Source organism: Jonesia denitrificans DSM 20603, assembly GCF_000024065.1.
Lineage (GTDB): Bacteria > Actinomycetota > Actinomycetes > Actinomycetales > Cellulomonadaceae > Jonesia > Jonesia denitrificans.
Window position 1 is genome coordinate 662,308 of the sequence record NC_013174.1, and the last position, 18,977, is coordinate 681,284.

At 60.6% G+C, this 18,977-nt stretch carries 18 protein-coding genes; 13 read left to right on the forward strand and 5 right to left on the reverse strand.

From position 1 onward, the window contains the following. Positions 1-163: 163 nt before the first annotated feature. Positions 164-2,029 carry a glutamine--fructose-6-phosphate transaminase (isomerizing) gene (glmS, locus tag JDEN_RS03130; RefSeq protein ID WP_015770915.1) on the forward strand — a complete coding sequence of 622 codons (1,866 nt, stop codon included), beginning with the start codon at positions 164-166 and terminating at the stop codon, positions 2,027-2,029. A gap of 5 nt (positions 2,030-2,034) precedes the next feature. Next, positions 2,035-2,385, forward strand: a complete 351-nt coding sequence (locus JDEN_RS03135) for a holo-ACP synthase (protein ID WP_015770916.1) — start codon at positions 2,035-2,037, stop codon at positions 2,383-2,385. 42 nt (positions 2,386-2,427) lie between these two features. On the opposite strand, the gene JDEN_RS03140 is transcribed toward JDEN_RS03135, so the two are convergent. Further along, positions 2,428-3,426 carry an LLM class F420-dependent oxidoreductase gene (locus tag JDEN_RS03140; protein ID WP_015770917.1) on the reverse strand — a complete coding sequence of 333 codons (999 nt, stop codon included), beginning with the start codon at positions 3,424-3,426 and terminating at the stop codon, positions 2,428-2,430. A 105-nt stretch (positions 3,427-3,531) separates the two neighbouring features. Here JDEN_RS03140 and JDEN_RS03145 point away from each other — a divergent pair, with 105 nt between their 5' ends. From JDEN_RS03145 to tsaD, 7 genes are all read left to right on the forward strand, one after another. After that, positions 3,532-5,049: a bifunctional ADP-dependent NAD(P)H-hydrate dehydratase/NAD(P)H-hydrate epimerase gene (locus JDEN_RS03145; RefSeq protein ID WP_041288108.1), complete on the forward strand. Its 1,518-nt coding sequence runs from the start codon at positions 3,532-3,534 to the stop codon at positions 5,047-5,049. A gap of 271 nt (positions 5,050-5,320) precedes the next feature. Then, on the forward strand, positions 5,321-6,553 hold the full coding sequence (gene alr, locus JDEN_RS03150; protein WP_015770919.1) for an alanine racemase: 1,233 nt from the start codon (positions 5,321-5,323) through the stop codon (positions 6,551-6,553). A gap of 8 nt (positions 6,554-6,561) precedes the next feature. Further along, a complete protein-coding gene (gene tsaE, locus JDEN_RS03155) occupies positions 6,562-7,107 on the forward strand; it encodes a tRNA (adenosine(37)-N6)-threonylcarbamoyltransferase complex ATPase subunit type 1 TsaE (RefSeq protein ID WP_015770920.1) in 546 nt (181 codons plus the stop codon). 2 nt (positions 7,108-7,109) lie between these two features. Next, complete coding sequence (gene tsaB / locus JDEN_RS03160) at positions 7,110-7,799, forward strand: tRNA (adenosine(37)-N6)-threonylcarbamoyltransferase complex dimerization subunit type 1 TsaB (RefSeq protein ID WP_015770921.1); 690 nt, start codon at positions 7,110-7,112, stop codon at positions 7,797-7,799. Then, entirely contained in the window at positions 7,796-8,362 is a 567-nt protein-coding gene (rimI, locus tag JDEN_RS03165) for a ribosomal protein S18-alanine N-acetyltransferase (protein WP_015770922.1), read from the forward strand. The genes tsaB and rimI overlap by 4 nt, the downstream gene beginning before the upstream one ends. Further along, positions 8,359-9,276, forward strand: coding sequence for a sulfurtransferase (locus JDEN_RS03170; RefSeq protein WP_015770923.1), 918 nt, complete (start codon positions 8,359-8,361; stop codon positions 9,274-9,276). The genes rimI and JDEN_RS03170 overlap by 4 nt, the downstream gene beginning before the upstream one ends. 31 nt (positions 9,277-9,307) lie before the next feature. Further along, positions 9,308-10,351, forward strand: coding sequence for a tRNA (adenosine(37)-N6)-threonylcarbamoyltransferase complex transferase subunit TsaD (gene tsaD, locus JDEN_RS03175; RefSeq protein ID WP_015770924.1), 1,044 nt, complete (start codon positions 9,308-9,310; stop codon positions 10,349-10,351). A gap of 21 nt (positions 10,352-10,372) precedes the next feature. Here the strand turns inward: tsaD and JDEN_RS03180 are convergent, their stop codons facing one another. Beyond that, positions 10,373-11,512, reverse strand: coding sequence for a glutamate--cysteine ligase (locus JDEN_RS03180; RefSeq protein ID WP_015770925.1), 1,140 nt, complete (start codon positions 11,510-11,512; stop codon positions 10,373-10,375). A gap of 9 nt (positions 11,513-11,521) precedes the next feature. After that, positions 11,522-12,724, reverse strand: a complete 1,203-nt coding sequence (locus JDEN_RS03185; protein WP_226926611.1) for a THUMP-like domain-containing protein — start codon at positions 12,722-12,724, stop codon at positions 11,522-11,524. A 181-nt stretch (positions 12,725-12,905) separates the two neighbouring features. Between JDEN_RS03185 and groES the strand changes: the two genes are divergently transcribed. After that, on the forward strand, positions 12,906-13,199 hold the full coding sequence (gene groES, locus JDEN_RS03190; RefSeq protein WP_015770927.1) for a co-chaperone GroES: 294 nt from the start codon (positions 12,906-12,908) through the stop codon (positions 13,197-13,199). A 156-nt stretch (positions 13,200-13,355) separates the two neighbouring features. On the opposite strand, the gene JDEN_RS03195 is transcribed toward groES, so the two are convergent. After that, positions 13,356-13,664 (reverse strand): WhiB family transcriptional regulator, encoded by a 309-nt coding sequence (locus JDEN_RS03195; protein ID WP_015770928.1) that lies wholly within the window; start codon positions 13,662-13,664, stop codon positions 13,356-13,358. A gap of 618 nt (positions 13,665-14,282) precedes the next feature. On the opposite strand from JDEN_RS03195, the gene JDEN_RS14045 reads away from it, so the two are divergent. The 3 genes from JDEN_RS14045 (at position 14,283) to JDEN_RS03210 (ending at position 18,215) form a co-directional block, all read left to right on the forward strand. Next, positions 14,283-15,461 carry a MerR family transcriptional regulator gene (locus JDEN_RS14045; RefSeq protein WP_049754409.1) on the forward strand — a complete coding sequence of 393 codons (1,179 nt, stop codon included), beginning with the start codon at positions 14,283-14,285 and terminating at the stop codon, positions 15,459-15,461. A 101-nt stretch (positions 15,462-15,562) separates the two neighbouring features. Further along, positions 15,563-17,077: an IMP dehydrogenase gene (guaB, locus tag JDEN_RS03205; protein WP_015770930.1), complete on the forward strand. Its 1,515-nt coding sequence runs from the start codon at positions 15,563-15,565 to the stop codon at positions 17,075-17,077. Between the two features lie 4 nt (positions 17,078-17,081). After that, positions 17,082-18,215 carry a pseudouridine synthase gene (locus tag JDEN_RS03210; RefSeq protein ID WP_226926610.1) on the forward strand — a complete coding sequence of 378 codons (1,134 nt, stop codon included), beginning with the start codon at positions 17,082-17,084 and terminating at the stop codon, positions 18,213-18,215. Here JDEN_RS03210 and JDEN_RS03215 read toward each other — a convergent pair. Beyond that, the gene (locus JDEN_RS03215) at positions 18,171-18,887 is read right to left on the reverse strand and encodes an exonuclease domain-containing protein (protein WP_015770932.1); all 717 of its coding nucleotides are present in this window, start codon (positions 18,885-18,887) and stop codon (positions 18,171-18,173) included. The two genes, JDEN_RS03210 and JDEN_RS03215, sit on opposite strands and share 45 nt — an antisense overlap. Positions 18,888-18,977 lie beyond the last annotated feature (90 nt).

Genomic DNA, 18,977 nt, shown 5'->3' on the forward strand with positions numbered 1-18,977 from the left:
CCTTGGGGGCGCGATGTGTGGTGGGGCATCTACAATGGGCTGGTCTGCTGTGCGTGTGCGTTGGTTCATGTGTGGTGGTTGTCAGAGCCTGTGATGTGGGGACCCCGCGCGGGCGCGTTGTGCATTGTTTGGGGGCGTGTGCCCGAAGGAGGACATCGGATCGATGTGTGGAATTGTTGGCTACGTTGGGTCAGCTACCCCGTCTACGCGCCCGCTGGATGTGGCTTTGGAAGGCTTAGGGCGGTTGGAGTACCGCGGGTATGACTCTGCGGGTGTTGCCTTGGTTGCCCCTGGTCGTGATGAGGTTGCGGTGGCGAAGAAGGCAGGGAAACTTGTCAATTTGCGCACAGCGCTTGTTGAGTCGCCTCTTCCGCAGGCAACAGCGGCGATTGGTCACACGCGGTGGGCCACCCATGGTGCCCCCAGTGATCTCAACGCTCATCCTCATGTGGCGCTTGATGGTCGTCTTGCGGTGATTCACAACGGCATTATTGAGAACTTTTTTTCGCTGCGCTCTGAGTTGTTGGAGGCAGGTGTTCAGTTCGTCTCTGAAACTGATACGGAGGTGGCTGCGCATCTGCTTGCGGCACAGTATGAGCGGTGCGGGGACCTGACCGAGGCGATGCGTGTTGTTGCGCAACGTCTTGAGGGGACGTTCACGTTGTTGGCTGTTCACGCCGACCACCCAGATACGGTGGTGGGTGCCCGCCACGATTCCCCGCTGGTTGTGGGTCTTGGCGACGGCGAGAACTTCCTCGGTTCTGATGTGGCGGCGTTTATCGCTCACACCAGAGAAGCGTTGGAGTTGGGGCAGGACCAGATCGCCACGATCACTCCAAATGCGGTGACGGTGACAGATTTTGAGGGGCAGGTAGTAACCCCGAAGCATTACACCGTGGACTGGGATGCGTCTGCGGCAGAAAAGGGCGGTTTCTGGTCCTTCATGGCGAAGGAGATCGCTGACCAGCCAAAAGCTGTGGCGGACACCTTGTTGGGTCGAACCAACGAGTCAGGGGACTTGATCCTTGATGATGCTCGTATTGATGAAGCGACTCTGCGCACGATTGACAAGATCATTGTGGTGGCGTGTGGGACTGCAGCCTATGCGGGGCACGTTGCGAAGTACGCGATCGAGCATTGGTGTCGGATCCCGGTGGAGATCGAACTTGCCCACGAGTTCCGGTACCGTGACCCCATTGTTACCCCCCGCACGTTGGTGGTGGCAATTTCCCAGTCAGGGGAAACCATGGACACCCTCATGGCTGTGCGGCACGCGCAGGAACAGGGGGCAAAGGTGATCGCGATCGTGAATACCCACGGCTCGACTATCCCGCGTGAGTCGGACGCAGTGTTGTACACCCATGCTGGTCCTGAGGTGGCCGTCGCATCAACGAAGGCGTTTGTCTCCCAGATCACGGCTGCCTACATTCTCGGGCTCTACTTCGCTCAACTGCGGGGCAACATGTTCCGCGATGAGATTCATACTGTGTTGGATGAGTTGCGGGCCATGCCGGACAAGATCCAGGAGGTTCTTGACCGTGGTGAACGGGTTCGTGAGATCGCCCGGTGGATGGCGGACACATCGTCTGTGTTGTTCTTGGGTCGCCATGTTGGGTTCCCTATCGCGCTAGAAGGTGCCCTGAAACTCAAGGAACTGGCGTACATCCACGCTGAAGGGTTCGCTGCTGGCGAGTTGAAGCACGGTCCGATCGCTCTCATTGAACCGGGTCAACCTGTGTTTGTTATTGTGCCGTCACCGCGTGGCCGTGACTCGCTGCATTCCAAGGTTATTTCCAACATTCAGGAGATCCGCGCTCGCGGTGCACGGACGCTGGTCATCGCTGAAGACGGTGATGAGGCAGTGACCCCATTTGCTGATGAGGTGTTTTGGGTTCCGCAATGCCCGACCTTGCTGTCGCCGTTGGTCACTGTTGTTCCGTTGCAGATTTTCGCGGCGGAGTTGTCGCGGGCGAAGGGGTTGGATGTTGACCAACCGCGTAACCTCGCGAAGTCGGTGACGGTCGAGTAGCCCCCGTGATCATTGGGATTGGTGTGGATGTGGTTGATGTGTCGCGGTTCGCTGCGACCATTGACCGTGTCCCTCGCTTGGTGGAACGGCTTTTTGCCCCGCAGGAACGTGACATGCCAGTCCAGTCGTTGGCGGCTCGGTTTGCTGCGAAGGAGGCAATCGCGAAGGCGCTGGGTTCGCCAGGAGGGCTGCGTTGGCATGATGCGGTGATTCTCCGGGCGCCGGGGCGGCGCCCGGAGGTCCACGTGTCAGGCACTGTTGCCCATGTTGCATCGGAACAGGGGATTAAGGTGTTCCATGTGTCCTTGTCGCATGATGGGCCTATCGCAACGGCAATGATTGTTGCGGAAGGGTAGGAATACTTGGGGCTCGCCGTTGGTGTGGGAAGATATGTTGCCTTATTTGCCCATGGTCTGCGACAAGTGGGGAATGACGGTCCGTTCGAACAGTTCCATTCCTGAGGTGTCGTAGGCAAGCTCGGGGAAGTAGGTGATGGCGTAGGTCATCCCCCGTTGCTCAAGGTCGTGCAGGGTGTCAATAATGCGCTCTGGGGTGCCCACCAGTGGCCCGTTCGCTAGTGAGTGTGTTTCGCGTTCCGCGGCCTGAGGCGACACGGTGCGTTCCAGGTGCTGGCGGTACCAGTTGATCCGGTCGTTCACTTCGCGTTCGGTTTCGGCGATGACAACGTTGTAGTTGGCGCTGCGAGTGATGGTTGCGAAGTCGCGGCCTAAGTCATCGCAGTGGCTTCGGAGGACTTCACTTTTGTGGCTGAACACTTCTGGGGTGCCATCGAAGTTGGTGTATTGGGCGTACTGCGCTGCGATCCGTAGAGTTTTCTTTTCTCCTCCGCCGGCAATCCATAGCGGCACGGTTCCGGTGGGGGTGGGGTAATTCAGCGCATCGGTGATCTGGTAGTGCGTGCCGTCTAAAGTGGCGTGCCCGGTGGTGAACATCTGGTGCATGATGTCGACGCCTTCTGCGAGCGCGGCAAGCCGTTGACCTGCGGTGGGGAACCCGTACCCGTATGCTCGCCATTCGTGTTCGTACCAGCCAGCTCCGATGCCCATTTGGATGCGCCCACCGGAGATGATGTCTGCGGTGGTGGCGGCTTTGGCGAGGTAGGCGGGGTTACGGTACCCCATGCAGGTGCACATTTGTCCGAGGTGAACGCGGGTGGTGGTTGCGGCGAACGCAGCCATGAGGGTCCATGCTTCGTGGGTTGCTTCGTGGACGGGTTCTGGCACGGTGTGGAAGTGGTCGTAGACCCACAGGGAGTCGTAGGCGTCGCCTTGGTCGGCTTGTTGGGCGAGTTCTTTCATGAGGGGCCAGTGGCGTTCGGTGGGGATTCCGGTGAGGTCTTGACGCCAGCCTTGGGGAATGAAGAGTCCAAATTTCATGGTTCCACCCTACTGCTGGTGGGTGGTCTTGCGTGGGTATCAATGGTGGTGCGCGTTGCTGTGGTGGCGGTCGCGGTGCCTGGGGTGGGGCGTCACAATAGGGACATGATTGTTGGTGTGAGTGCACGACAGATGCAGGTGGCTGAGAAGCCGTTGTTGGATCGTGGGGTTGCGTTGATGGCGCGTGCATCGAGAGGTCTTGCGCAGTGTGTGGTGCAGGTTGTGCGGCAGCGGTGTGGGCAGGTTGCTGGTGCGCGGGTTGTGGTGTTGGTGGGGCAGGGCAATAACGGTGGTGATGCGTTGTTTGCTGCTGCGTTGCTGGCGCGCTTGCCGATGTCGGTGACGGTGGCGCTGGTGGGGGAGAGGTGCCACGGTGACGGGTTGGCTGCGGTCCGTGCATCGCAGGCGGTGGTGGTGACCCCCAGTGACGGTGCAGAGGTTGTTGCCCTGTGTGCGGGGGTGGATGTGGTGGTGGATGGGATTGTGGGCATTGGCGCTCGCGGTGCGGTGCGGGGGTTGGCTGGTGATGCGTTGGCGTCGTGGTCGGCTCGTACCAGGCGGGATGGTGATCCTGTGTGGGTAGCTGTGGATGTTCCTTCTGGTGTGGATGCATCGTCTGGTGAGGTTGCCGATGCGAGGCGCACGGTGCACGCGGATGTGACGGTGACCTTTGGGGTGGCAAAGACGGGGCTGTTGGTTGCGCCGGGGGCGTTGTCCGCGGGGCGGGTGCAGGTGGTGGATATTGGCGTAGATGTGGGTGAGTGGGATGTGGTGAGTGTGGTTGGTGGTGATCTTGGACCTGGTGGCTTGTGGGGGTGGTTGTGGGAGTTGCCGGCAGCAACTGACCACAAGTACACCCGGGGGGTGGTGGGGGTGGATGCGGGGTCTGCTGTTTACCCGGGGGCTGGGGTGCTGGCGGCGCGTGCTGCTGCTGCGTGCGGTGTGGGAATGGTTCGTTATGAGGGGGACCGGGAGGTCGCCGGGGTTGTGGCTTCGGTTGCGCCGCATGTTGTGTCGGCCCGCGGGAGGGCGCAGGCGCGTGTGGTGGGGTCAGGGCAGGAACCTGACGATGCGGTGGCTGAGCGGGTCCGGCACGCGATGTCGGCGGGGGCGCCTACTGTGCTTGATGCGGGTGCGTTGGGTGTTCTTGACCGGTCGTTTGCGTTGAGTGAGCAAATGGTGTTGACGCCGCATGCCGGTGAGTTGGCGGGGCTGTTGATGGCCTTTGGTGTGGAGGTGACTCGTGCGCAGGTGGAAGCGAGACCGTTGTGGGCGGCGCGTTGTGCTGCGGAGGTGACGGGAGCGACCGTGGTGCTGAAGGGGGTGACTCCGGTGATTGCTGGCCCGGGGGTTACGTACGTGCAGCCCATTGAGGATGCGCGGGTGTCACGGTTGGCGACCGCTGGTTCAGGTGATGTGTTGGCCGGTGTCTTAGGGGCAGCGTTGGCGCGGTTGGTGGCGGTGAAAGCAGATGCTGTGGGTGCGACGGATATTGCAGGTGCAGTTGCGTGCGGGGTGTTGACTCACCAGCTCGCTGCCCTTCAGGGAGGTGATGGGCCGTTGACAGCGAGTGACCTGGTTGCCCACATTCCGGCGGCGATTGCGATGGTGTGTGCTTCGTGACTGAGTATGTGGCCTGCTCTGAATCTGACCTTGTCGATCAGGCACTGACACACGTGTTGGCCCTTCATCGTGCGACTCAAGCTCGAGGGGGGCACGGGTTGTGTTGGGAATCGCCGGGTTTCACCTGTCCGATGGGTGATGTCTGCCGACGAAGCGAACGCGCGTCGTGTTGACGCCAGCGCTGTGCGCGCAGACCTTATCTTGCACATCACCTCGGTACGCGAACACGATCTCCACAGGTCCCCGTCGCCACCAGTGTAAGAATGGGGGAGTGAGCGATAACCACCAACCACCACCAGGAACTTATCCCGGGCGTGCCATCATCGACCTCGCCGCGATCTCGCAGAACGTGTCCACCCTGGCAACACGCCTGGGGGACAACGGCTCGCATGCGGCAATCATGGCGGTCGTCAAAGCGAACGCCTACGGGCACGGGCTCGTCCCCGCAGCCCGCGCAGCGCTCCATGGTGGTGCAACCTGGTTGGGTGTCGCCCACGCCCATGAAGCGCTCGCGCTGCGTCAGGCTGGGATTACCGACCGCATCCTCACCTGGCTTCATGCGCCCGGCGTCCCCTACCGTGACCTCATCGCAGCAGACATCGACGTGTCTGTCGCCGCACCCTGGGCAGCCCAAGAAGTCATCAGCGCTGCACAAGCTGCCGGACGCCCGGCCCGCGTGCACCTCAAAGTAGACACTGGACTGGGACGCAACGGGGTCACTCCCGCTGACCTTCCTTTTCTGCTTGCCACCCTCATCGATGCGCAACACGCAGGGCACCTCACCCTGGTCGGGGTGTGGTCCCACCTGGCATTCGCCGATGAACCCCACCACCCCAGTGTGCGGGAGCAAGCACGCGTTTTTGACGACGCAATCACGATTGTGCAAGCGGCCGGGGCTCACCTGGAGGTGCGGCACATCGCCAATTCAGCTGCGACACTGACAGCCCCAGAACTTGCCTACGATCTTGTTCGCCCCGGCCTTGCCATCTACGGGCTTTCCCCTATTCCGCAGGTCGCCTCCGCTGCCGAACTTGGGTTACGACCAGCAATGACCGTGCAAGCCGACATTGCCACCGCGAAACGCTTGCCTGCCGGCCACGGGGTGTCCTACGCACACCACTATGTGACTGCCCGTGACACACACATTGCTGTGATCCCTTTGGGGTACGCCGACGGCATCCCACGGCACGCATCAGGACACAACGGAGAACTGGGAGCCCCGGTATCGATCAACGGCGTCACTTACGCGATCGCGGGGCGAGTGTGCATGGACCAGATTGTCATTGACGTGCACGACGACAGTGTTCGTGCCGGTCACACCGCCACGCTCTTTGGTGACCCCACCCTTGGTGTCCCCAGCGCGCAACAATGGGCTGACGCCACCGGAACAATCTCGTATGAAATCACCACACGCATCGCTGACCGCCTCCCACGGATGTATCTTCCGACCAGCGACCTGCACCACGCCCCCACCGTTTCTCAGCACTCTCACACAGGTGGATAATAGGAACCGTGACGTCACAACAGACCTTCACCCTCACCCTTCCCGACGCCGACGCGACCCAGTCCTTGGGCGAACGCCTCGCCGGATACCTGACAGCAGGGGACCTTCTCATTCTCACAGGTGACCTCGGGGCCGGAAAAACCACGCTCACCCAAGGGATCGGCCGTGGGCTTGGTGTGCGAGGCGCAGTCGCTTCTCCCACCTTCATCATCGCGCGAGAACACCCATCATTGACTGACGGCCCAGGGCTCGTGCACGTGGACGCGTACCGGCTCAGCTCACTTGACGAGGTTGATGCCCTCGACCTGGACACCTCACTGGACGAATGTGTGACCGTTGTGGAATGGGGCGAAGGGCTCGTTGACACACTCAGCGACGACCGACTAGACATTGTTCTTCGACGACCTCACGGCGGAATTACCTCTGCAGATGTCGACCTGGACAGCGCAGAGGTTGGGGAACGTGTCGCGACAATCACAGCACATGGGGAACGGTGGGCAGCCACTGATTTTCGTGCGTTGTGTTCACCGTCCCCCACACCCACGGAGAAGTAACCATGGCGATTCTCAGTATTGACACCTCCGCAGCTGTCAGCGCATCCCTCGTCTCGCCCCAGGGAGAAGAACTTGCCAGCGACACCGTGGCGCAAGAACGACGGCACGCGGAAGAACTGATGCCCCTCATCGTCCGGCTCCTCGACACAGCGCGCCTCACACCTGAGGACCTAACCGCCGTTGTCGCTGGTCGCGGTCCTGCACCTTTCACCGGATTGCGTGTTGGTTTGGTCACCGCCCACACGTTCGCGTTTGCACGCGACGTCCCGCTCTACGGGGTATGCTCACTGGATGCAATCGCCGCAGACACAGCCCAGACCCTGGGACTGACCGCCGGTCAACGCATTGCAGCGCTCAGCGATGCACGCCGCAAAGAAGTGTATTGGGCGACCTACACCGTGACACCCCAAGGCACAATCACCCCCCTGGACGCACCGAGTGTCGCCTACCCCGCTGACCTTGCAGCCTCCGGCCAGCTCAACGAGTCTGTTGTGGTCGGTGCAGGTGCCCACCTTTACCGCGAGCAGCTGGGGATTGACACAATCGCCGATGCGCCCACCCGTCCCAGCACCACGACCCTGGCACGATTGGCGCTTGCTCGCCTCAACGAGGACCAACCTGCCACGCCCCTCTACTTGCGCCGCCCTGATGCACAAGTGCCAGCGGAACGTAAGCGTGCGACCGCCTCATGACACACACCCACATCAACGACATTGTCACCGAACGTGGCGTGGTGCGGTTACGCCCCATGGCCAGCCGGGACCTCGATCGGATCATCGAACTTGAGGTGACACTCTTTGACGCCAGCGCGTGGAGTTACGGGGCATTTGCGCAAGAACTGGCCACCCACGGTCGCTGGTACATCGTCGCCGAACACGACGTCAAAGACGTTGCCGGTGGTGACACCGTCGTAGGGTATGCAGGTCTTTGGTTCGACGGTGACGTCGCCCAAATCATGACGATCGGAGTCGACCCCGCCGCCCAAGGACTCCACATCGGCGCAGCCCTCCTTGACGCACTCATCGACCGAGCCCGTCACCTTGGCGCACACGCTGTGCTCCTGGAGGTAGCCGTCACCAACGACCGTGCCATTGAGCTCTACACACGCCGAGGATTCCACACCATCACCACCCGGAAACGCTACTACCAACCCGGCAACATTGACGCCTACGTCATGCAACGTCCCCTCACCGACCACACCTCACACCCCGGGCCCGTGGGACGTGAAGCGATCACCATGGAGGATCCACAGTGACCACACCCCACCACCACACGCAACGCGCGCACGTGTGGACAACCGTCAGCGACCTCCACACCCGCCTCAACTCACCACACCCACCGCGCATCCTCGACGTGCGGTGGCAACTCGGCCGCAACGACGGGCGCGAACGCTACGAAGCCGGGCACATCCCCGGAGCGCTCTACGCTGACCTCGACACCCAACTCGCGGCCCCCGCAAGCCCCGAAGCTGGACGCCACCCACTTCCCTCCCTACAAGCACTGACCGAATCAATCCGTGCGTGGGGCATCACCCCCGACATCCCCGTCGTGGTCTATGACACTGTCGGAGGAATGTCAGCAGCCCGCGCCTGGTGGCTCCTACGATGGGCAGGTCTCACTGACGTCACAATCCTGGACGGCGGACTCGACGCATGGACTAAGCAAGGCCACAGCCTCACCCAAGGATTTGACACCGTTGACCCCACAACCATCACCCTGACCGGTGGACACATGCCCACCATCACCACCGACGACGCCGAACACTTCCCAGAACACGGCATTCTCCTGGACGCGCGTGCCCCTCACCGCTACAGCGGAGAAGAAGAACCCATCGACCCCCGCGCCGGACACATCCCCGGAGCGCTCAACACACCCACCGCCCACTTCATCGACGAGGCCGGGCACCTCAAACCCGCAGCCGACCTCACCGACATCCTCACTGATGCCGGAGTCATCGACCCCAGCCACGCCGACCTCGACACCGACGGGCTTATCGCAAGCGCCGACCAACCACTGGCTGTGTACTGCGGGTCGGGAGTGACAGCCGCCCACGCAATCGCCGTGCTCGCCTCCCTCGGAATCGAAGCCGCACTCTACCCCGGGTCATGGTCGCAATGGTCACACGACCCGCACCGGCCCGTGGCGACCGGCAATCACACCGAACCCTAGCAACCAACCCCACCACCACCGAGGTGCCCCTATGACCAACCCACTCATCTTGGGTATTGAAACATCCTGTGACGAAACAGGCGTGGCACTCGTGCGCGGACACGAGCTCCTCTTCGACGCGGTCGCCAGCTCAATGGATGAACACGCCCGGTTCGGCGGAATCATCCCCGAAGTGGCATCCCGCGCACACCTGGAAGCCATGATCCCCACCATCCGACAGGCACTAGACGAAGCGCACGTTGATCTCACCGACGTCGACGCCGTCGCGGTCACCGCAGGACCCGGCCTCGTGGGACCACTCACCATCGGCGCATCGGCAGCCAAAGCGCTCGCAGTAGCGATCAACCGCCCCCTTTACGGCGTGAACCACGTTGTTGGTCACGCAGCGGTGGATCAACTTGTCCACGGCGCCTTCCCCGACCGGTTCCTCTCCCTGGTTGTTTCCGGTGGACACTCATCCTTATTGCTGGTCAATGACATCGCACGCGATGTGGAGGAACTGGGATCCACCCTGGACGACGCCGCCGGTGAAGCCTTCGACAAAGTGGGCCGCCTGCTCGGGCTGCCCTACCCAGGCGGACCGCACATCGACAAACTTGCCCGAGAAGGTGACCCTCAGGCCATTCGCTTCCCTCGCGCATTAACCAAGGGTCGGGACAAGGAAAAACACCAAGACGATTTTTCTTTTTCCGGGCTGAAAACCTCTGTTGCGCGGTGGGTAGAAGCACGCCATGACCAAGGACTGGAGATCCCCCTTAACGATGTGGCTGCCTCGTTTGCAGACGCTGTCGCTGACGTTCTCACCGCGAAGACACTGGCGGCCTGCCAACGGCACGATGTGGATACCCTCGTCATTGGTGGTGGTTTCTCTGCGAACTCGCAACTGCGCGATATGGCGGCCGAGCGGTGCGCTGAAGCGGGAATAACTTTGCGGATCCCACCGATCCGGTATTGCACCGACAACGGCGCGATGATTGCGGCACTCGGAGCGAACATGGTGGCCGCGAACGTGGCGCCATCAGCACTCGACATTCCCGTGGACTCCTCCATGCCACTGACAGTCACACACGTCTAACGGGTGTATGAGTGGGGCAGGCTACAACGGTTTGCCGGCCCGCATCTCGCGGACAAGATGATCCACCACCGCCCCCAGGTCACCACCATGGCGGCGAGCAACGGCGCGCTGACGTTGGTAGGACGCACCTTTACGCATCATCGTGTCGATGTGTTGAAGTTGGTCAAGGCAGCCGAGGCGTTCTGCTGTTGGTTCAAGCATCGTCATGAGGCGAGGAAGATCGTTGGTGACGAGTTCTTCGTCGCCCTGCGCATTGAGAATAAGGATGGCATCCATTCCGTACCGTGCTGAGCGCCATTTGTTTTCTTGAATGAACCACGGTTGCATGGTGGGCAACGGTTTGCCTTCATCGAGCAGGGAGGAAAAGTGTTCTACCAAGCATTGGGTGAGGGCTGCTAGGGCAAGGACTTCAGTGAGGTTGGAGCACCCGTCGGCAATCCGGGTTTCAATGGTTCCGTACCGGGGGGAAGGGCGTAAATCCCAGCGAACCTCATCAAACTGGTCGATCACTCCAACCTTCAGCATGTCATCAACATAGGCTTCCAGTTGACCCCAGTCGTCAAACTGAAACGGAAGCCCTGCGGTCGGCAATTGTTGAAACATCAGCGCACGGTTGGACGCATAGGATGTGTCTTTCCCGCCCCAGAACGGGGAACTGGCAGACAGAGATTGCATGTGCCCGAAGTAGGTCATCATCGCCCGCATGATCGGCAGAACCTTGCGGTGGTCTTCAATGCCGACATGGACATGAATCCCGTAAATGAGCATTTGTCGGCCCCACCATTGGGTGCGGTCGATGAGGGTGGCATACCGTTGTTTGTCGGTGACTTTCTGGTTTGACCACCGGGCAAAGGGGTGGGTTCCAGCGCACATCAATTCCACTCGCAAAGGGTCGGTAATGCCTCGTAACTGCTCGATCGACAATGCGAGATCATCTCCGGCTTCCTTGACCGTGCGGCACACTCCGGTGACAATTTCCACGGTGTTGAGAAGGAGTTCTTGACGAATGTGGGGGTGTTGCCCGCCGCCTTCCGGGGTGACTGCGTCCAGAATTGTTTGTGCGACTTGTCGCAGGTCGCCGGAGTCCTTATCCACTAAGGCGAGCTCCCACTCAATGCCGATGGTGGAGCGCTCGGAACGCTGAAACTCAATAGTGGACATGGTTTCTCCCTACAGTGGGTGCCCAATCATGGCGATGCGACTGTCCTTCACCCGAGTGAGAATGACGGTGGCCCGGTTGGGGCCAGCCAAACCCAGTTGGGGGCGGAGTTTTTCGGGTGTGATGTCGACGCCACGTTTTTTGATCTCTACCGACCCCACTTTACGTTCCCGCAAGTAGCCGCGCAGGTTTTTCACTGTGTAAGGAAGCACATCGGTGATCTGGTAGGCCCGCCCGAGGCGGACGCCGTCGGCCAGCGGGATATGGTCGCTGTCGGTGGTGAGATAGGCGATGTGTGGGTCAAGTAATTGCGCGCCGATGCGTTGGGCAAGGTCAGCGACGAGACCTGCGCGGATGAGGGCGCCGTCTGGTTCGATGAGGGTGGTGCCGTAGTGGCCAGGGGCGGCAATTTCTGGTTCGGTGTTGCTGGGGTGTGCGGTGAAGGTGTGATGGTGTCCTTCTGCATTGATGAGGAGGGCCGTGTGGCCACGATGCTGGGCTAGTGGCCCGAACCAGATGCCCGCTTCGACGACCTCGCCGCTGACTGAAACCCATTGCGCTTCGGTGTCGGCGGGGATGTCCTCGTGGTTGATGCCAGGCCCCACTTTGACGCCTAACGCTCCGTTGACGCGGGCAGCGAGGTCCCATACTGCAGGAAGTGGGGGGTGGTGTGCTGCGGGATCAAAGAGGCGTTTGCCCTGCTGGCGGCGTGCAGGGTCGGCGTAGATCCCGGCGACGGGTGCACCGGAGGTGACATAGTCAAGACCATCACCGTGTGTCACATGGACCTCGGGGAAAGGACGCACGTTGTGTGCGGCGATGAGCGCGGTCGTGTGGTCCTTTTCCACTGCGTGGACATGGAGCCCGCTGGCTCCAAAGGCGAGAGAGTCCGCTCCGATTCCGGCGGTGATGTCTGCCATGATGGTGATGCCGGCGTTGGTGAAGCGCCGGGCGTGGTGTACGGCGACTGAGAGCCGGGTGGCTTGTTCTAGGCCGTCACGGGTGAAGAGCATCCGTTCGGCGAACGGTCCAAACTTTGTGGTGGCTTGTGCGCGCAGTTGTGCTTGGGTGAAGGCCAGTGCGATGAGGTCAGGATGGTAACCCTGATTGCGCAGTGACTGAGTGAGGGGCAGGATCCGGTCGGGGGAATAGGGGGTGACGTGGGCGAGTAGTTCTTCGCCTTCAGGGGTCATGAGTTCTTCGATGAGCGGCACCTGTCCATCCTCACATGTTTTCTTTATCCCCTGCATTGGCACTCGCCTTGACCGAGTGCTAATCGGGCCCTACATTAGACAGTGGAGCAGTTCTCTAGAGGCACCGGCCCCCGCGACGGCGGTGTGCTAGTGACTGCGCTGACAAACTAACCAGTCAACTCAACGCGAAAGGGTGGTCCGCGTGTCGGTCTCCATCAAGCCGCTCGAGGACCGGATTGTGGTCAAGGCTCTTGAAGCTGAAACCACGTTGCCTTCCGGTCTTGTTATCCCAGACACTGCAAAGGAAAAGCCTCAGGAAGGTGAAGTTCTTGCAGTAGGTCCTGGTCGCATCGATGACAAAGGCAACCGCATTCCGGTTGATGTCAACGTTGGCGACAAGGTCATTTACTCCAAGTACGGCGGAACTGAGATCAAGTACGCTGGCGAGGAATACCTGATTCTTTCTGCTCGCGACGTGCTCGCGATCGTCGGCTGATTCTTCTTCGCTGACAAAAAACTCGGTGATCGACGCCCTGGACTGCGTCGATCACCGAGTTTTTCTTGTCTCTGTGGTGTTTGCCGCACCACAGGTGTGAAACGTGCGGGGGTGGGACGCCCTGGACTGCGTCCCGACCTCTGCCGCACGACGGCGTTAGGCGATGCGGGTGACTTCTGCGGCCTGCCGGTCCCGTTCCGCGAGAATTGCGTGGCGCTCATCCTCTGAGAGGCCACCCCACACACCGTAGGGTTCACGCACTTTCAGGGACTGCTCGCGGCACTCCATCATGACGGGGCATGTTGCGCAAATTGCTTTGGCCTTTTCTGCCCGACGACGGCGCGAGGATCCACGTTCGCCTTCGGGGTGGAAGAAGAGGGTGTCTTCGACGTCGCGGCATGCGCCTTGGTACTGCCATTCCCAGAGTTCCATGACTGGCCCTGGCAGACGTGAGACATCCGTCATCGTGTGCTCCCTTCGATGGTCCCACCGTTGTGGTGAGGATCACGTGTTATTTCGCGCTTGATGCATCCACCGTATATCGATTCGACAGTTGTTCAAAAGTGATTCGTGCGGGTGAAAAGTTGTTCGCGTCACGATGGGGGACGTTTTACCTATGAATTTTGGCGAAAATGAGCGCATCTCAGGCAGTTTTGGGGACTGCTATCCATGAAAGGGGGTTGTCAGACGCGATTCGACACGTTCTTTCCCTCGACTCTGAGCATGTGTGCGCCGATAGAGATCGCGAGGGTGATCAATAGGGCCGTAGAAAACGACTCTGTTCACCGAGCATCCTCAAAGAGACAACAATCTGAACAATATGTGAACTGGTTAGTGGGGCCGTCTGGGTGCCATCGTCGTCAGATGAATCGGTTTTGACGCGTTTCTCGACATGCGAAGAGAGGTGAGCTTCGGCATGATGGAGTTCTAGAACAGACCAAGAGACAGCCACGTAACGTCCGAGACACAACGTGCACAGAGCTGCACTTAACGCAGCCACGGTGCCGAACAACCCTCATCGCACGGCCCACACCGCATCGATGAAGGGGCGAGGGGGACATCATGGGAGCGAGGAATCCACGGGTGACGCGACAGCACAATCCGGCACTCAGTGTTGCGGCAGTGGCCCAACGACTCGGAGTGGCGCCATCAACTTTACGGACCTGGGACCGCCGCTACGGCCTCGGCCCATCTGCCCACTCCTTGGGATCGCACCGACGCTACAGCGCACAAGATGTAGCGCGGCTCATGGTGATGCGAACCTGGGTCCTCAAGGGAGCATCGGGAAGCGAGGCGGCACAAGCCGCCCAGGAACTTAACGCAGACGAACTTGACTACGTGACAGTCGAACGCGACCTCGATGACGCGCTTAGCCAATCAGGACTCAAACCCACACGGCTGACTGACACCCCAAGTGGCCCCAGTGCTTCCTCCCTACCATCAGCGTCCTCGAGTGACCCAGCGCCTTCCCAATCCGCCACACCACAAGATGCGCCGGAAGCCAGGAACACCGGTGCATCGATCTCCCGTCTGCGCGTTGCGCGCTCTGCACCAGAAACACCCCACCAACTTAGCTACCCAGAACGGTGCACGGAACTGGTCAAAGAGGCCCTGCAAGACAACGAGCTCGCCTGCACCACCCTGCTCCAAGTCGACCCCGATGACAACGTGATCGCATGGTGGAAACAACTAGTCCGGCCTGCTCTTGACCGCCTTGCCAGCCACACTGTCCTTGCTCGACCCGGACAAAATCCTCACCTCCTCGTGGGGAACCTCGCCCTGTCACAACTGCGACGGTTCACCAGAGCCCTGGACGCGCGTAACCCCCAAGGGTCGCGACCACACCCGTCGCGCCTGCGCAATATTGTGCTCGTCTTCGCACCCCCCAACGACACTCTTGCATTGCCCGCACACGTCCTCACCGCAGCGCTCCTTGCGAACAACCACAACGCTCACATCATCATTGGGCCAGAAAACGAACACCGGGTGACCGAACTTGTCACCATGGTGCGCCCTGCCGCCGTGGTCTTCGTCTCCACTCACCGGGCCCCTGACCTGTCTGTCATTCGCACACTCGTCGACGTCCACCCCGACCTGCCCACCTTCCTCGGGCTAGGGCCGGACATCGACCTCGGCGAACTCATCTCCCGGCCCCACGTATCCCGGATCCGGTCATTCACCGCGCTCTTCCACGAAGTTGCCGCCGCAGCCGGTAATCGAGCAAGCGCCCCCGACTACTGGAACGACAACAGCACACAGTGAATAACACAGAAGGTGCCACCGTGAAGAACACCACCGTGGCACTAGTCTCACTGTGAGCGCTAGGCTGCCAGAAACCCCAGTCGGCCACGTAGTATTCAGATATGACGACGTCCCACGCATCGCACGACCCCTTCGGATTCCTTGGCCTCACCTACGATGACGTTCTTCTCCTCCCCAATGAAACAGACGTCATCCCCTCCGAGGTCGACACGACAACGCGACTGACCAAAGACATCACCCTGTCTGTCCCCCTCGTGTCTGCAGCCATGGACACCGTCACCGAAGCGCGTATGGCCATTGCTATGGCACGCCAAGGTGGCATCGGGATCATTCACCGCAACCTGTCCATTGACGAGCAAGCCCGCAACGTCGACATGGTCAAACGTTCTGAATCCGGAATGATCACCGACCCAGTCACGGTGGGGCCCAACGCCACCATCGAAGAACTCGACAACCTGTGCGGACAATACCGAGTCTCCGGGCTTCCTGTCGTGGACGACAACAACACGTTGCTCGGGATCATCACCAACCGTGACCTGCGATTCGTCAAACCTGAGGCGTACCTGACGACCACAGTGCGTGACGTGATGACCCCCATGCCGCTCATCACAGGTAAGGTCGGCATCGCCCGCGACGACGCGGCGAACCTCCTCGCGAAACACCGCATCGAAAAGCTTCCTCTCGTTGACGAGCAAGGACGCCTCCAAGGGCTCATCACCGTCAAAGACTTTGTCAAAACTCAGCAGTACCCCAATGCCACCAAAGACGCCGAAGGGCGACTCCGGGTCGGCGCCGCCATTGGTTTCTACGGTGACGCCTGGGAACGCGCAACTGCGCTTGCTGAAGCAGGTGCTGACGTCCTTGTCGCCGACACCGCAAACGGTCACGCACGGCTCCTGCTCGAGATGGTCACCAAGATCAAAAAAGACCCCTTCTTTCGCAATGTCCAAGTCATCGGTGGAAACGTCGCCACCTATGACGGGGCGCGGGCACTGGCAGAAGCCGGGGCCGACGCCGTGAAAGTAGGTGTCGGGCCAGGGTCAATCTGTACCACTCGCGTCGTCGCAGGGGTTGGGGTTCCCCAAGTAACAGCCGTCTATGAAGCTGCGCGCGCATGCCGCGAACTGGGCGTACCAGTCATCGCTGATGGCGGACTGCAATACTCCGGAGACATCGCCAAAGCCCTTGTCGCGGGGGCAGAAACCGTGATGCTTGGCTCCCTCCTCGCCGGCTGCGACGAATCCCCAGGAGAACTCGTTTTTGTCAACGGCAAACAGTTCAAGCACTACCGCGGAATGGGATCACTCGGAGCCATGGCTTCGCGCGGAAAACGCTCATACTCCAAAGACCGTTACTTCCAAGCAGACGTCTCCTCCGACGACAAAATCGTTCCCGAAGGCATCGAAGGACAAGTGCCCTACCGTGGCCCACTCGGCGCAGTGGCCTACCAACTCACCGGAGGGCTGCATCAATCCATGTTCTACGTGGGTGCACGCACCATCCCGCAACTGCAAGAACGGGGAAAGTTCGTCCGCATCACCTCTGCAGGGCTCAAAGAATCTCACCCCCACGACATCAAAATGACCGTGGAGGCACCCAACTACAACGGCCGGTGACCACGTGGCACGACGCTCAGCACGGAAGCGGCGGTCTTCGCCGCTTCCCGTGCGCGACGGAATCAACCCTGTCCGCCTCCAGATGCCTCACCCGGGTGAACCACTCCCACGCTCCCGCCGACCGCACGTCACTGGCCCCCGGGACGCTATGGGCCTCACCCGTGACGCACTAGGACGCGACAAGGAGGCGACGGGCGCCCCATCCGCCATGACCACGGCAGACGATGCGCCACCCCACGCTCCCGCCGACTTGCGCACCATCGCTGATTTTCTCGTCTGGCGGTTCCCCCACGACACCGATACCCTCCTGGCAAAACTGCGTGCAGGTGAAGTCGTCGACGAGATCGGACGCCCCCTCACCCTGGAGTCCCCCTACCGCCCTGGTGGGCTCATTCACCTCTACCGAGACCCAGACCCGGAACCCGAAGTCCCCTTTGCCTGCGATGTCCTGTTCGAAGACGACGACCTCTACGTGATCGACAAACCACACTTTCTCGCATCAACACCCAAAGGGCGCTACGTCACTGAGACCGCGCTCGTGCGACTACGCAAAGACACCGGAAACCCTGAACTCAGCCCCGCTCACCGACTTGACCGGCTCACCGCCGGAGTGCTCGTCTTCACCAAACGTCGAGAACTCAGAGGCGCCTACCAGGAGCTGTTTGCACAACGACAAGTCACCAAGGTGTACCAGGCTGTCGCCCCCACCAACCCAGCAGTTGACCTGCCTGCCACAGTCCGATCGCGCATCGTCAAAGAACACGGAATCATGCGGGCCCACACCATGCCCGGTGAACCAAACACCGAAACCCTTGTCACACTCACGGACACTGCAACGCTGCCAGCAGGTCACGACGTTGCAGTCCAAGACGTCGGTTTGTACACCCTGTACCCGCACACCGGAAAAACGCACCAACTACGCATCCACATGGCGTCACTGGGGCTAGGGATCGTTTACGACAACTATTACCCGGACTTCTACCACGTCGAGTCCGACGACTACCGTCACCCGCTGCAACTCCTGTCTTCACAGCTCGCGTTCACCGATCCCCTCAGCGGGGTACAACGTGACTTCCGGTCCCGCAAGACACTGTCAGTGTGGGCGGACGCTCTCACCCACACCCAACCACGCAGGTGACACATCGGCGACACGCCCCTGCTTTGCCAACCACGTGTTGAAGTTCGTCGCCCACTGTGTGTGAGCCTGCGCCTGAAACGCATGCAACTCGTCAAGTGTCATCGCAGCGAGCCGAGGGTGGCGCCCAACCATCCGCTCCAACACATCCAACGTGGCCACAACATCAGCATCAGCAGTGTGGAGTGTTCCGGTGTCCTCCACCCCATACTCGGAACACAAGTTCGCCAACTTGCGCTGTCCACGGCGATACCGGTCAACAGCACGATCTAACACGAGAGGGTCAATGACAGGAGCCACCGGACCGCCTAGCCGCTGCGCAAGGGTAGGAAGGCCATGTCGGGCCAGTTCGGCTTCCACGATGCAGACATCAAACGTCGCGTTGAACGCCACCAATGCCCACCCTTGCGACATGTGATCAACGATCCGGTCAGCAATCACACTCAACGCGTCCACTGGGTTCGCTCCGTGCTCAACGGCGTATTCAGTGGTGATTCCATGAATACGGGCGGCCTCATCAGGAATGGGAACGCCAGGGTCAATCAACCACGTGTCCACAGTTGTGACCTCACCGGTGCGCAACACCAATGCAGCTGTTACTACCCGGTCGTGGGCCGTGTCCACACCCGTTGTTTCCGTATCGAACCCGAGCAATGGCCCATCGGTCCACGCCATGATCTTTCCTTCCCCAAAAGTCCGCTGCCATGCTGACTATGCCCACATGACACGGAACTTGACGACGGCTGTCGTTGCACAGTCAAGCAT